Source organism: Rhodopirellula baltica SH 1 (assembly GCF_000196115.1).
In the GTDB taxonomy this organism is placed as follows: Bacteria; Planctomycetota; Planctomycetia; order Pirellulales; family Pirellulaceae; genus Rhodopirellula; species Rhodopirellula baltica.
Genome location: NC_005027.1, coordinates 6177997 through 6190899, shown reverse-complemented (window position 1 = coordinate 6190899; position 12903 = coordinate 6177997). Strand labels below are relative to the sequence as shown.

Below are 12903 nucleotides of genomic sequence, written 5' to 3'. Positions count from 1 at the left end.
ATGTTACCTCGTTTCCTTCTTATTCAGCACCTGGTTGATAAAAAGCACCTTCTCAACGGAGTCACCCAGCTCCCGACCTGCTTCGTCGATGAGTTGGTCCGGGGACTCGCCATCGTCAAGACGCTTTCGGAGGGCAACGAGCTTGCTCAGAGCGTAGTTACCGATTGTCTCTTTGCGGTCAAAGACCTTGATTGTGATGGCGTTAGCCGATGCACCAAACGTTTCGAAATCAGGGCGCTGCCAGGTTACGTCTTGGTTTTCAGGATTCTTGGTGAAAACCAAGACGTTGTCCTTTTGGCAATCGGAGATGATGAACGGTGAGTGCGATGTGAGCAGAACTTCCCGCATCACGTTCTTCGTGGCGGCATCGGCTTCCAGGGCGGCTCGCAGAGTTGAAATGTAGGACGCTCGCCAGTCGGGGTTGAGGTGGGTTTCTGGTTCATCGAGGAGGAACAGTGCTGATTCGTGGCGATAAAGCAGGCATAGGCCAATCGTGTGCAGGAACTGGTGTTCGCCGTCGGAAAGCGCTTTGACGTAGAGCGGTTCCTTCACGCCGTCTTTGATCAGCTCGCCCTCTTTGAAACGGGTGATTCGTTCGTGAGATGCGGGCGTGGAGATCGTCTCGTTCACATAGAGACTGCCCGAGTGATACAGTTCTGCTTTCGTCTCATCATCCACCGAGTAGTGATTCAGTGTGAGCAATGTCTGGAACGCATGAAACAGGTTCAATGCCGACTTGGCCTTGTCAATTTCTCGCGATTCTCCCGACGCCTCCCCGAAGTGAACCTGAAACGCTCGCTTCGTAGCATCGTTGACCCAGTAGTCCAGATAGAGGTCGTAACCATCATCGTCCGAATTCGCGGAGTAGTCCTCGTAATGTGCTGTTGAGCATTTGATGAGCTTATCGATCAAACCAAGCTGTAGTTCTTCATTATCGTCGTAGTATCCAGTTAGTTTGGACGTCAGCTCGACCGTTGTTTGCGAGGAATCTTTCAACTGCGTTTTGGTGAGCGTCTTTAGCCGCTCCTCAGCGAGGCCAAGACGGTGATGTCGCCGAATGATAATGCGAAAACGTTGTATTCCTCGGAGTCCGACTTTCTCTTCAAAGACGCGTACGACTGGCTCACTGGGGAACAGAAAATGACAAATAAGAATTGCTTGGCTAAACTGCTCGTCGAGATACACTAGACGGCCTTCGGGCTTGCCATCGTATGGGACATCACGCGTGAGATGATCACGGTATTCATCGAATTGGATGAACCGCATCTTGAAGAATGGCAGACTCAGAATCTCGTTCCGGCCTGATGAATATCCCAGCACGAATGTCGGGAGCAGCCACTTGATTCTTGCTCGCTCTAGAAATCCCTTCGCTTTGTTTAAGAAATCGAAGTTTACACACCGAGCGTGAACTGTTTCACCTGCCTCTTTTGTCAGCGAAACATGGACTCGTTCTTTGCCCGAAAGAGAGAAGTTTTTCGTCTCGTCAAAATTAAGGCCATCGAGAGCGCCCAATCGAATCGGGATGAAATACTCCAGCTCGAACGCATCCGGGATGCAGACTTTGGCTTGAAAGCCTTTATGGTTCGTTTGCTCGTCGTACTCGAAGCCTTCGGGACGATAGTCAAGGTGGATGCATTCGATGTGGTAGAAGATCGCTGCGAGGGCTTCCAGGACGTTTGACTTGCCGCTTCCGTTGCGACCAGCGAAGCAGTAGGGGTGGAATTCGAAGCAGCGGTCGAAATCCCATTCGCGTAGGAAGTTGATTTCGAAGCCTGCGGGGAGGCTACGGAAGGGGACATCCAGTTTGAGGCGGATCAGCTTCATGACTTCGGCCTGAAAACAATTTCTTTGTTCGCTTCATCGAATGCCTGCTCAAGGATTCCCGACTCTACATATTCGAATATTTTGTCTCTTACGTTTTTGTACTCCGCCTCTTCCATGTCATATACAACCCTGTCCCAAATGTTTTTGAAAGTGAAAGGTGGAATCAAGAGTTGGCTGAGAGTTCGGTACTTGAAATAGTCTTCAGACCAAGGAATCGAATCGCCAGGCCCACTATCAAGTTTGGTCTCCAACTCTTGCAGTTCGGCCTCGATTTCGGGAGGAGCGATAAAAAAACCGGGACGGTTATAAATGCCGTCTCGGTACCGATGGCCCGGTAATGGTGCCTTTGTTGTTAAATCAAAGTGTGGGTCAATTTGGAGTCGACTCAAATCCAGTTCGCCGCGAAAGGCTCGTTGCTGAATCGCGGCGAACAGAGCTTCAACGAGCGTCGTGCTCTTTTGTTTGTCAGAATGCCCATCCACAGTCAACCGATAGAACTTGACGAACTGATCGCACAGTTTGTGCGGAGGCAGCAGAATTGGCGTCTCCTTAATCTGCTTTATATTGAGAGTGGGTTGTCCAACGATGCGACGCTCACCTCGAAAAAAGTGCTGAATTGCCGGTGTCCGAATTTGTTGAAGTATGAACTCGGCTGGTATTCCGGGTTTGACCCTAATTCTCGCCACTGCCCGAGCGATATTTGCACCTGCCCACTCTGCTGGTGCGATGCACGCCACACCGATGGTATGCCCGACACATCCAACAAGAACTTCACCTCCAGCGAGGCGTGAGCGTGCGCAGGAAGCGTCGATTGTAGGGTCGATTCGCTTCACGTTTAACATTGTTGGGTCGGGGTTAGCGAGGTCCCCGAGACGGATCATCGGGACGCCGCTTGGAAAGTCCTTTCCTGGCTGAACGACGCCGTAATTAATCGCGTCGTCATCAGCAACAAGCTCCCCAAGCGGGACAATATCCCAATTCTTTGGATTCTCCCTCGGGTTGCCGAACATTTCTTCGAAGACGGATTGAAGGAGCTTCTCGGTGAGTTGCAGAGATTCCTGGCGCTGGCGGCGCAGAGCATCGGCCTTGTCCAACACTGCCGCAATCCGCCGTTGTTCGTCCAGTGGTGGAAGCGGGATTTCAATCTTTTCCAACTTAGCCTTGGTTATGTGCTGAAGTCCGACTCCTCCGTGTGATTGTCGAATGATTTCGGTCAGAACGCTGTTGACGACACGAATGAAGTAGTCTCCGTCAATTGCAGTGTCTTCGCGAAGTCGAACATTAAATATGTGCTGATTGAGCCATCACGATGTCGTATTCGGCTTCCTCGCTAAAACTCTTGCTTAGCGTGTCTTGGTAATCGACATGCGGATTGTCGATGCCGTGCATCATTAGATTCATCAGGGCCAGCCGGACCATCGTGCTGTCGAAGTCGAATCCGTACAGGCTTTGCTCCAGGATATCTTTCTTGTTCTGGTCGAGTTGGCCACTGACGCTGGTGCGAATGAAGCCATCTTCGTCCGGCTCGAACTCCTGATTCTTCTTGGCCTTTTTTCTCGCAAGCTGAGTGATGATGTATTGATAGGCGTCGAGCAGGAACCCCGCCGTGCCGCACGCGGGATCGCAGACGCGATGACCTAGCTGGGGATTCACCAGTTCGCTGATCAGTTTGATGATGTGACGAGGTGTGCGAAATTGACCGTTCTTGCCCGCGCTGCTTATCTCGTTGAGTAGCATCTCGTAGACATCGCCCTGGATGTCCTGAAAGAGGTGCCCTTCTTCGCGAGCGTCGCGTTCGATCTCAACGAAGATCTCTTCAATGATCTGCACCGCCCCCTGAAGCAGGTTGGCGCTGGGAATGATGAATACGGCATTCGCCATGTGTTTGGTGAAATTGCTGCCGTCACCATCGAGTTCCTTAATGAATGGAAAAACCTTCTGCTGCACATGCGGCAACATCTCGTTGGCCGGCATTTGCCGGAAGTGGCTCCAACGCAGGGTGGCTTTGTCGATAGCGAGTCGTTTGCGTTCGTTCTTTGCTTCCGCTTTTCGGGTTTTCTTCTGCGCGGCACTCTCGCCTGGCTTTGGCTTCTCCATCTCCTCAATCCGTGATCGGTCACTGGGAAGGAAATAATCGCCACAGAATCGCGATTCGTACGTGTCCCCAGTGAACTCGGCGTCCTGTTCCCGCTTCAAGTCAAGTTCGTCAATCTGCTTCATGAACAGCAGGTATGTAATTTGCTCAATTGCAGAAAGCGGATTGGAAATGCCGCCGGACCAGAATCGGTCCCACAGCTTGGCGATAAGTGCCTTGAGCGCGGCGTTGAGTTGGAGCATGGGTTAGGCGACCAGACTTGCGGTAAGGGCGAGGATTTCGTTTATTTGACTGGGGGAGAACACGCCGCGGATACCACTCGGATGAATAACGGTAAACGGGGCCTGGATCAGGTCACGCTTTTCGATATCACCGCGTTCGATCAGGAAATCACGCATCAGTCGCAGAAACTGAAGCTGATGGCTATTGAGCGCGGGGTGCTCGGCGATGAACTGATCGATCGACTTTGAGACCGTGTCCGGGAAGCTCTCCAGTATTTCGATTCCCAGGATATGACGGATAAAGCGTATGAACGAGGCCCGCTGATGGTGATAAACCCTACGCAGCAACTTCAATGTAATGTGCGGGTGCTCGTCATGCAGTTGCGTCGCAAGGTCTTCGGCTTCTTCGTCGGAAACAGTCAGGCCGTCCCGAATCCTCTGGAGGATTGGATTGCTGGCGGTCAACTCGTTGACCTTCTCTTCGACGAGTTTGCGGTATTGCGAGATGCTGAGTGATTCGTGTTCTGGATCTGTCTGCGAAGGGTCGCGATCTCTTTGTCGGCTACTGTTGTTTGACCAAAGACTTGGGTGGCTTCAATCTTGTCGATGCGTACTCCGACCAGCCGAACCGGCAGCGGAATTTGCGGCTTCGGTTCTGTCCCTTTGGGGGTGAGCTGAAAGTAATCAAAGTTGTCCCAGCAGTCGATGATCTGGAAGACATCCTTCTTCGGGCACCAAGCCTTAATCTTGTTGGATTCCAGAAGTCGCGTGCCGCGACCAATCATTTGCCAGAACTTTGTGTACGAGAACACCGGCTTGGCAAAGACGAGATTGACGATCTCGCGAACGTCGATTCCGGTATCGAGCATATCGACGCTGATCGCCACTCGGGGCATGTCGCAACGGGTGAATTGGTCAAGCAGCCCGCCCTTTCCGTAGACGCGTGGATCGTCTGAGACCAAGACCTTGGCGAGCTCGCCTTTGTACTCAGGATAGAGTGAATCGAAGATCCGCTCGATCCGTCGAGCATGCGAGATTGACATGCAGAAGAAAATCGTCTTTCCGGGGAGTACGCCATTCGGGTCCTTGATGGATTCCTCCATGAACTCCTTCACGATGAGCGCGTTCGTGGCGTGATTGGTGACCTTCTTTTCGAGGTCAGTCCCCTCGTAGACAATTTCCTCAATGTCCTTGCCATCGAGGATGAGGTGTTTTTGATCCTCTAGACTGATGGTGCGTTTGCTGATTCCTTCGTCCTGAAACTTCGTCTTTATCTTCAGGACGCGAAAGTCGCAAAGGTATGGCGGAACGTGGTTGATCGCCTCATCGTATGAGAACGCGAAACTGGGAAGGCCGTCGTCGCAGTGGAAAACTTCAAATGTGTTGTGGTCGATCACATCGCGGGGCGTCGCGGTCAGGCCCAGCGTGATCGCGTGAAAGTATTCGAGTACTTCGCCGTAAGTGTTGTAGATCGACCGATGACTTTCATCGACAACGACGAGATCGAAGAAGTGCGGCGAAAGAACGCTCTTTTCGTCACGCACGATGTTGAGCATCGTTGGATAGGTGGCAACATAGACGCGGCGGTCCGTGGCGATCGACTTCTCACCTGGCTCCGGCCAACGTGGCTCATCAGGGATGTGCTCCTTGAAGGCGTCGAGGGCCTGGCCGCGTAGGGCGATGCGGTCGACCAGAAAGAGAACTCGTTGCACAAATCCAGCTCGCATTAGCGCATCGACAAGGGCTATGCAGGTGCGAGTCTTTCCAGTTCCGGTTGCCATGACCAGGAGGAATTGGCGGCGACTCTTTTCGATGCCTTCCATCACGGTTCGGATGGCCTGAATCTGATAGTCGCGTCCCGCAATATCAGTGTTGATCAGCTCATGGACAAGCGCCTTTTTGTACTTCCGAATGTACAGCAATCGTTCCAAATCTTGACGAGTCGGAAACCCGTGGACTCGCTTAGGCGGAGCTTCTCCGATATTCCAAAAGTAGATCTCGTGCCCGTTGGTGTAGAAACAGAACGGGAGCTCTCCACCATTTTCCGCCTGAATATCAAGGCAGTACTGTTTCGCTTGCTCGCGACCAATAGCAGGGTCTTCGCTGGACTTCTTAGCTTCTACAACAGCGAGTGGCTTTCCGTCCTTGCCCAGCAAACCGTAGTCGCCGTACTGATTGCTTAGGTAACAAGATTGCCGAGGCGAGGACTTCGCTCGGTGACTCGTTGGCTTGCGCCAAAGGAAACTCCCAAGTCTGGAATCCACTGCTTCGACAAGTCGATGATACGGTTCGGAAGATGCCACTTTGGAAGCTTCAAACGGTGGGTAGTGAGAGCTTTGACTTCCTCTACCCGAATGTTGGAAGGGGAACCAGCATCACGCTACGGCCTGGCGTCGCGACTTGCTTCCGCAAGTTCTATGGACTGCTCGGAGACATTGTCCGTGGTGCTTGGGTGCGTTACGTTCGCCGCTACAACCGCGAACTGTTGGGCACGACGACTGACCTCAGCGAGTTCATGTTCGGTAGCGAGCGTTCGCAGCTGAACAGCGTTCGCGATGCCTTAGTGGATACGGGAGCGTCGAGATGTTTCTATTGTGACAAGGGATTGTCGGAGGCGACGGCTCATGTGGATCACTTCGTGCCTTGGGCAAAGTATCCCGTTGATCTCGGGCACAACTTCGTTCTCGCCCATGCGACGTGCAATTCGTCAAAGTCCGATCACATTGCGGCGGCCGAGTTTTTGGACAAGTGGGTCGATCGCAACCTAACGCTTCGTGGCGGATTGCAGGAAGCTTTCACTGTGCGAGGAATATTCAACGATTTGCCGACGTCGGCCCGTGTCGCCCAATGGGTGTACTCCACGACGGCCGACGTGGGCGGTCTGACCTGGACGTCGTCGTCGATGGTGCCACTTGAAGACCGATGGCAGGCGGCAATCGACCGCCTGCTTGCGACGGCTGGATAGTTGACGACATCGCTTTACATACCTGAAGGAATCGAAATCATGACAACGCCATGGGCCAGTTAGCGAGATTCATGCAACAGGCCTTCGCGGCACAGTGCCCGAGAGGCTGGACTTGCGATTCTGAGAAGCGTGTTCTTTCGTCGGGCATGGAAAAGCTGCTCGGCTACAGCCCCCGAGCGGACGTGTGCCTTGAGCGCGAAGACGGGACTCGCAGGTTGTGGATTGAGTTTGAAATCAGTCGTGCAGATCCGGTTGCCAATCATGCGAAATTCGCGACTTCTCACTTATTCAAGGCGTTTGAGCCTTGCGACGTTTTTGTCTCGATGGTCAGTTCGCACGTGACACGCGGGCGGCGCAACTTGGCTTCAAACACCATCCACTTGCTTCGACACGTCGGAATCAACTCGTTTCAAACGGTCCTGCTCCCAGCGATCGAACCGGAGAGAATCAAGCGGCTGAATCACTCCTCGCTCGAGCAGCTTGAGAATTCAGGGCTAGACGTCCCGGCCGAGCAAGAACGAGTTTTTCAGGTCGTTGACCCCGTGCTTGAGAGCGATGGACATCGAATTCATTTTGCGTCTGAGTTGTTTGAAGTGGTTCGGAGTCTTCACCAGTGGAACCACCAAGTTTCGGGATCGATTGCAAGCGAGCAATGGAAGCGGCGTACCGTTACATATTTTGTCTTTGATCCAGTGTCAAAGCTCTTTGCTCCGTCGAAGTTTTGCGCCTATGTGATTCCCAACAAATCAAAATCACTTGATGACGTATCCGGCGCTGGGATGATGGACATCGCAACCTATTGCAAACTAGACCAAACCGATCGGCGATTTGACGGTCATCGTGCTCGCGTGCACCTCACGACAAACCTGGGGATGACTCTCACTCAGCCCTCCGACTCTCCGTCAATCGATCGTGCCTTCGCGCATTGGTGTAGGAAGAATGAAGCGAGTATCAAAGTGCATCCGAGCGGACCGAAGATCATTCGACCACCTGATTGGTACTGATCGTTCTCTCAATACGAGCAAGCAACCAGCGATCGCATCAAGTCGCTAGAATCTATGTTCGTTACATGAGGCAGCGTCGTTCTGCCAGCAAAAACTTATTGGGCAGTAGGCAGCTAGTGGAACCGGGACTCTACGATCATCTTTTGACGAAGGCTATCGAAGACGAGATTGCTCGACTGGGCGATCCCCGGTTGGCGATGCTTGCGCCGGTCGATTCTGAGGAGGCGCACTCGGCCCTAGCTCAATTTCTAGAGCGGTTGATCGCTGGCAGTTTGGCTGCGTTTCGCGGGGCTGATGCAGCTGATAAGCAACGGCAGCTCACCGACAGGATACTGAGCACTGTCGCGGAAGCGTTGCATGACGGCGATGCTGAAGTTCTGAGCATTGCTAGTCCATTGCGACGGCTGTTGGCGATTCACAGGTCAGTTGATGGCTCGCCAAACGAGAGACCGGACAGTCCTCTTTCGCGTTGCTCACTTCTGACGGGAACTCGACTAGACGCGAGTCTGGGAAGCCAGCTTCGCAAGGAAATCTCAACTTGTGATCGCGTTGACATTCTCTGCTCGTTCATCAAATGGAGCGGATTGCGAGTCATCGTTGACGAACTTCGCGAACTTGTCGACCGCAATGACGAGCTGGCTGTTCGTGTTATCACCACCAGCTACATGGGTGCAACGGATCCGAAAGCGGTTGCAGCACTGAGTGAACTTCCAGGGACGGAGGTGCGCGTCAGTTACGACACAAAACGTACTCGGCTGCACGCGAAAGCCTATTTGTTCCACCGCAAGACAGGATTCAGCAGTGCCTATGTTGGCTCTGCCAATTTGTCGAACGCGGCGTTGTCCGAAGGGCTTGAATGGACGACGAAGATCAGTCAGTACGAGCTACCGTATTTGTGGGACAAGGTCACGGGCACATTTGAAACCTATTGGCAGGATGACGAATTCCAAGCGTTCGATATTGAATCGCTGCCTCGGCTTCGCCAAGCAATTAGCACCGAGCGGAAAGCTGGAACGGATACTGGACTGGCGATCAACTTCGACTTGCGTCCATTCCCGTTTCAGGAAGAGATCCTTGACATCATTGCTGCGGAACGCAATGTCCAGAACAAATATAGGCATCTGATCGTCGCTGCCACGGGAACCGGCAAGACGATGATTGCTGCGTTTGATTACGCTCGTGTCGCGAGAGAAGCGGGGCGCAAACCGAGACTGCTATTTATCGCTCATCGCAAGGAGATTCTCAGTCAGGCTATGGTGGCGTTTCGTTGCGTGTTGCGAGATCAAAACTTTGGCGATCTCCTAGTCGATGGGAGTCAGCCGGAGCAGCACGAGCATCTTTTTTGCTCGATCCAGAGCTACAACTCTCGAAATCTGCAGATGGAATCCGCGGAGCAATTTGAGTATGTCGTCGTCGACGAGTTTCATCATGCTGCGGCACCCAGCTACCAATCCTTGTTAGAGCATGTTCAGCCTCAGATTCTGCTTGGACTTACAGCGACGCCCGAGCGTTCTGATCAACTGGATGTGTTGAGTTGGTTTGGAGGACGAGCGAGTGCTGAAATTCGGTTGCCGGACGCGATTTCACGGCGTCTCTTGTGTCCGTTTCAGTACTTCGGGATTTCAGATGCAGTCGATCTCGATGGTCTGACATGGCAACGTGGCGGCTATCGAATCGATGATTTGGATCGGCTCTACACCGGCAACGACGTCCGCGCCAAGTTGGTGTTCGAGAAGGTTGCCGAAACCGTATTGGATTCGCAAGACGTGCGTGGCCTGGCATTCTGCTGCAGTGTTGCTCATGCCGAATTCATGGCTCGCTTCTTCGATGAAAACGGGATTCCGTCGATTGCGCTGTCTGCAAGTTCGACCAACGATGAACGCAATTCCGCTCAGCAGCGGTTGCGTGAGCGTTCGGTCAACTTCATCTTTGTGGTCGATCTTTACAACGAAGGCATCGATATTCCCGAGGTCGATACGGTGCTGTTTCTCCGACCGACGGAAAGCTTGACTGTGTTCCTGCAGCAGCTTGGGCGTGGTTTGCGATTGCATCCTGAGAAAGAGTGTTTGACCGTGCTCGACTTCATCGGCGCGCAACGCAAAGAGTTTCGGTTCGCCAGCCGGTTTCGTGCCTTAAGTGATAAACCGACTGCGAAACTCGACAACGAAGTCGAAAACGGTTTTCCGCACCTTCCGAGTGGTTGTGTAATCAGACTGGAGCGAGTCGCGCAACAACGTGTGCTTGAAAACGTGCGTGAGTCAATTCGCCTGGTCCGGCCGCGAATGTTGAGTTCCCTGCGTGATCTGAAGCAGTATTTGGGGAGAGTGCCAACGCTTGAAGATGCGCTCGACTATTTCGACACGACCCTTGATGAGTTGCTGAAGCGAGGCTTGTGGTCGCGACTGCTGGCAGATGCTGGTCTTGTTGAAGTGGCGGAGGCCCAAGACGAAAAACAACTCGCAAAGGGGCTGCGTCGGTTAAGTCACATCAACTGCCCGCTGCAGATCCAGACTGCAATGAAATACTTGGAGCAGGACGTGCCTCCGGAAACTGGTATCGCCGAAATGCTACACGTTTCATTGTGGGGTGCACAGCATGCGGAAATGTCACTCGCCGACGCTGACAAGCGACTGCGAGACAATTCGGTCGTTACCGATGACCTGCGATGCGTGCTGGAATACCGATTGAAGCACTCGCCATTGATCGCAAATCGAAATGCAACAGCGTTCGAGCCATTGGCCATTCACGCTGCGTACACGCGGGACGAAATTTTGGTGGCGCTAGGACACTGGAATTTCAATGATCGGCCAAGCCAGCGTGAGGGTGTGTTGCATCTGAAGGACCGGAAACACGATGTATTCTTTGTGACGCTTCAGAAAACCGAGGATGAATACTCGCCGACGACGATGTACGAGGACTATCTGATCTCACACGACCAATTTCATTGGCAGTCACAGAGTAACACGTCCGAGCAGTCGCCGACGGGTCAGCGATACATTCGGCATCGCGAGATGGGCTACAAGCCGTTACTTTTCGTACGCGAAACGAAGAATCTTCCGTCCGGGATTTCGGCCCCATATCACTTCCTTGGCCCGTGCCGTTGCTTGAGTCACACAGGCAGTCGCCCCATCAGCATTATCTGGGAGCTTGAATATCCCGTTCCAACAAGCTTGCATCGAACAATGGCCCGGCAGATAGCCGTCTAAGGTACGCACCATTTTGACCTCAGCCGACTTCGCAAGTCTCTTTTGTACAGCGACCGGTTGAACGGAGACGGTTCTTGGCGAAGACTTGGTAGCCGAAGTCGAGGGCGTGCGAGATGCCGGGGAGGCGGGTTGGCCAAACGAGCGGGCCGAGGCCGACGGCGGAGTAGAGTTGGCGGAAGACTTCGACGCCGATGATCCACTGGCCATCAGGAAGTCGACCGTGGATTTCATCCATGAATTGAGCGGGCGTCTTTTCGTATTCTGCCGCGTTGAAATCGTCCGCTGCGATGTCAGTGAATTGGATGCGGTTTTTGCGATCGAGCCATTTCAGCAGCTTGATTTCTCGCAGGCACAGTGGGCACTCGCCGTCGTAGAAGACTTCGACCTTGTGGCTGCTAGATGAGAGGTGGTTGCTCATGAATCACTTCAATCGGATCAGAACTTCATTCCGGCGCAGAGGGCCGGGCGTGAAGGGCGGATCGTAGGATGCGGATTCGACACCACTGGCTTCAGGCGAGTCGTCGGCAGCGAGGCCCTTCGATTCCATCCAGGTTCGGAGCTTGGTTTCGGATTCTTTGGCGAGTTTTTTGTTGAGTCGGCCGGAGAATCGGAGGACTGCGAATCGGCCGCCGGATCGTTTGCGAACGTCGACGTCGGCACCGGTGGGCGATGGCACGCCCTCGACGGCGACTTCCTTCGGCATCACAAATCCCATTTGGACTTCCGAATCCGCTTTGTCGTTTTCCATGAACACTGGCGTGGTCATGGAAATTTTCTGCTCGGATTCGTTCGCGCCCGAGATGTAGCGGAACAGTTTCATGAAACTGCCGTCGCGGCCTTGGGCGTCAATCTTGGTGGACGTCGCAACCAGCATCAGGTCGGGGTACTCGCGGACTTCAAAGTTGCCGTCGGATTCGATGACCTTGTATTCGGCTGATTCGTAGCCAGCTCGAGTGGTCTTGTTGAACACAAACACCCCGATCGCGACCAACACCGCGATACTCGTGAAATACACCATTCGTTTACGCATCATCCATTCACCCAACGAAAACCCGCAGCGACGATTCGGAAATCGGATCGTTCACCATAGAAGGATAGATGTCTGACAAGGAGGCGAGTAGAAACCGGAACTAACGCCAAAGCCGTGATCTCACCAGTTATTCCAGGTGATCGAGAACTGCAGGACGCTGGCGATTGTGACCCAGATGAGATATGGGATTTGGGCGAGGGCGGTCCAGCGGTGGTGAGGCCAGATGGCTTTCATGGCCCAGAGGATCGTGATCCAGACGATGGCGATGTCGAGAGCGGCGAGCGGGAGGTTTCGCAGGCCGAATTGGATTGGGGTGAACGCGATGTTGGCGATCAGGTTGATGGCGAACGGGATCGCGACCGGCCACGGGATGTGTTTTCGGGCAACGCGGTAGAAGACGTAGCCGAACGTTACCAGGATGATCGGATAGAGGAGTTGCCAGATCAGACCGATCGTCGACGGCTCGGGAGTCCAAGTCGGTTTATCGAGAGCGTTGTACCAGTCTCGCCAGGTCATTGGAGGGAAGTTTGAAGAGTGAAGGGTGAAGTTTGAAAAATG

General features: G+C 53.4%; 11 protein-coding genes. 2 read left to right on the top strand and 9 right to left on the bottom strand.

Annotation, left to right across the window (positions count from 1 at the left end):
* Positions 1-3: 3 nt before the first annotated feature.
* Genes RB_RS23680 through RB_RS23665 form a run of 5 tightly spaced genes read right to left on the bottom strand, consistent with a single transcriptional unit; the run spans position 4 to position 6443 of the window.
* Complete coding sequence (locus tag RB_RS23680) at positions 4-1824, bottom strand: restriction system-associated AAA family ATPase (RefSeq protein WP_011123252.1); 1821 nt, start codon at positions 1822-1824, stop codon at positions 4-6.
* On the bottom strand, positions 1821-3080 hold the full coding sequence (locus RB_RS23675; protein ID WP_315851301.1) for a restriction endonuclease subunit S: 1260 nt from the start codon (positions 3078-3080) through the stop codon (positions 1821-1823). The genes RB_RS23680 and RB_RS23675 overlap by 4 nt, the downstream gene beginning before the upstream one ends.
* A 25-nt stretch (positions 3081-3105) precedes the next feature.
* Positions 3106-4161 carry a class I SAM-dependent DNA methyltransferase gene (locus RB_RS23670; protein WP_011123250.1) on the bottom strand — a complete coding sequence of 352 codons (1056 nt, stop codon included), beginning with the start codon at positions 4159-4161 and terminating at the stop codon, positions 3106-3108.
* A 3-nt stretch (positions 4162-4164) separates the two neighbouring features.
* Positions 4165-4605, bottom strand: coding sequence for a type I restriction-modification enzyme R subunit C-terminal domain-containing protein (locus RB_RS27920; protein ID WP_011123249.1), 441 nt, complete (start codon positions 4603-4605; stop codon positions 4165-4167).
* Positions 4602-6443 (bottom strand): type I restriction endonuclease subunit R, encoded by a 1842-nt coding sequence (locus RB_RS23665; protein ID WP_011123248.1) that lies wholly within the window; start codon positions 6441-6443, stop codon positions 4602-4604. Before RB_RS23665 ends, RB_RS27920 begins: the two co-directional genes overlap by 4 nt.
* Between RB_RS23665 and RB_RS23660 the strand changes: the two genes are divergently transcribed.
* Complete coding sequence (locus RB_RS23660; protein ID WP_164922422.1) at positions 6437-7105, top strand: HNH endonuclease; 669 nt, start codon at positions 6437-6439, stop codon at positions 7103-7105. The two genes, RB_RS23665 and RB_RS23660, sit on opposite strands and share 7 nt — an antisense overlap.
* A gap of 1252 nt (positions 7106-8357) precedes the next feature.
* Here RB_RS23660 and RB_RS28220 read toward each other — a convergent pair.
* Positions 8358-8528 (bottom strand): hypothetical protein, encoded by a 171-nt coding sequence (locus RB_RS28220; protein WP_231845930.1) that lies wholly within the window; start codon positions 8526-8528, stop codon positions 8358-8360.
* Between the two features lie 165 nt (positions 8529-8693).
* Here RB_RS28220 and RB_RS23655 point away from each other — a divergent pair, with 165 nt between their 5' ends.
* Positions 8694-11315 (top strand): DUF3427 domain-containing protein, encoded by a 2622-nt coding sequence (locus RB_RS23655; protein ID WP_231845929.1) that lies wholly within the window; start codon positions 8694-8696, stop codon positions 11313-11315.
* A gap of 19 nt (positions 11316-11334) precedes the next feature.
* Here the strand turns inward: RB_RS23655 and RB_RS23650 are convergent, their stop codons facing one another.
* From RB_RS23650 to RB_RS23640, 3 genes are all read right to left on the bottom strand, one after another.
* On the bottom strand, positions 11335-11733 hold the full coding sequence (locus tag RB_RS23650; RefSeq protein ID WP_011123244.1) for a thiol-disulfide oxidoreductase DCC family protein: 399 nt from the start codon (positions 11731-11733) through the stop codon (positions 11335-11337).
* A 3-nt stretch (positions 11734-11736) separates the two neighbouring features.
* Entirely contained in the window at positions 11737-12345 is a 609-nt protein-coding gene (locus tag RB_RS23645) for an SOUL family heme-binding protein (protein WP_390175307.1), read from the bottom strand.
* 120 nt (positions 12346-12465) lie between these two features.
* Positions 12466-12861 carry a TspO/MBR family protein gene (locus tag RB_RS23640; protein WP_011123241.1) on the bottom strand — a complete coding sequence of 132 codons (396 nt, stop codon included), beginning with the start codon at positions 12859-12861 and terminating at the stop codon, positions 12466-12468.
* Between the last annotated feature and the right edge of the window lie 42 nt (positions 12862-12903).

Excerpts from the sequence above, each read along its gene's own strand:
- RB_RS23645 (WP_390175307.1), bottom strand. The coding sequence starts at position 12,345 with ATGCGTAAACGAATGGTGTATTTCACGAGTATCGCGGTGTTGGTCGCG.
- RB_RS23660 (WP_164922422.1), top strand. The coding sequence starts at position 6,437 with ATGCCACTTTGGAAGCTTCAAACGGTGGGTAGTGAGAGCTTTGACTTC.
- RB_RS23680 (WP_011123252.1), bottom strand. The coding sequence starts at position 1,824 with ATGAAGCTGATCCGCCTCAAACTGGATGTCCCCTTCCGTAGCCTCCCC.
- RB_RS23640 (WP_011123241.1), bottom strand. The coding sequence starts at position 12,861 with ATGACCTGGCGAGACTGGTACAACGCTCTCGATAAACCGACTTGGACT.
- RB_RS23670 (WP_011123250.1), bottom strand. The coding sequence starts at position 4,161 with ATGCTCCAACTCAACGCCGCGCTCAAGGCACTTATCGCCAAGCTGTGG.
- RB_RS23650 (WP_011123244.1), bottom strand. The coding sequence starts at position 11,733 with ATGAGCAACCACCTCTCATCTAGCAGCCACAAGGTCGAAGTCTTCTAC.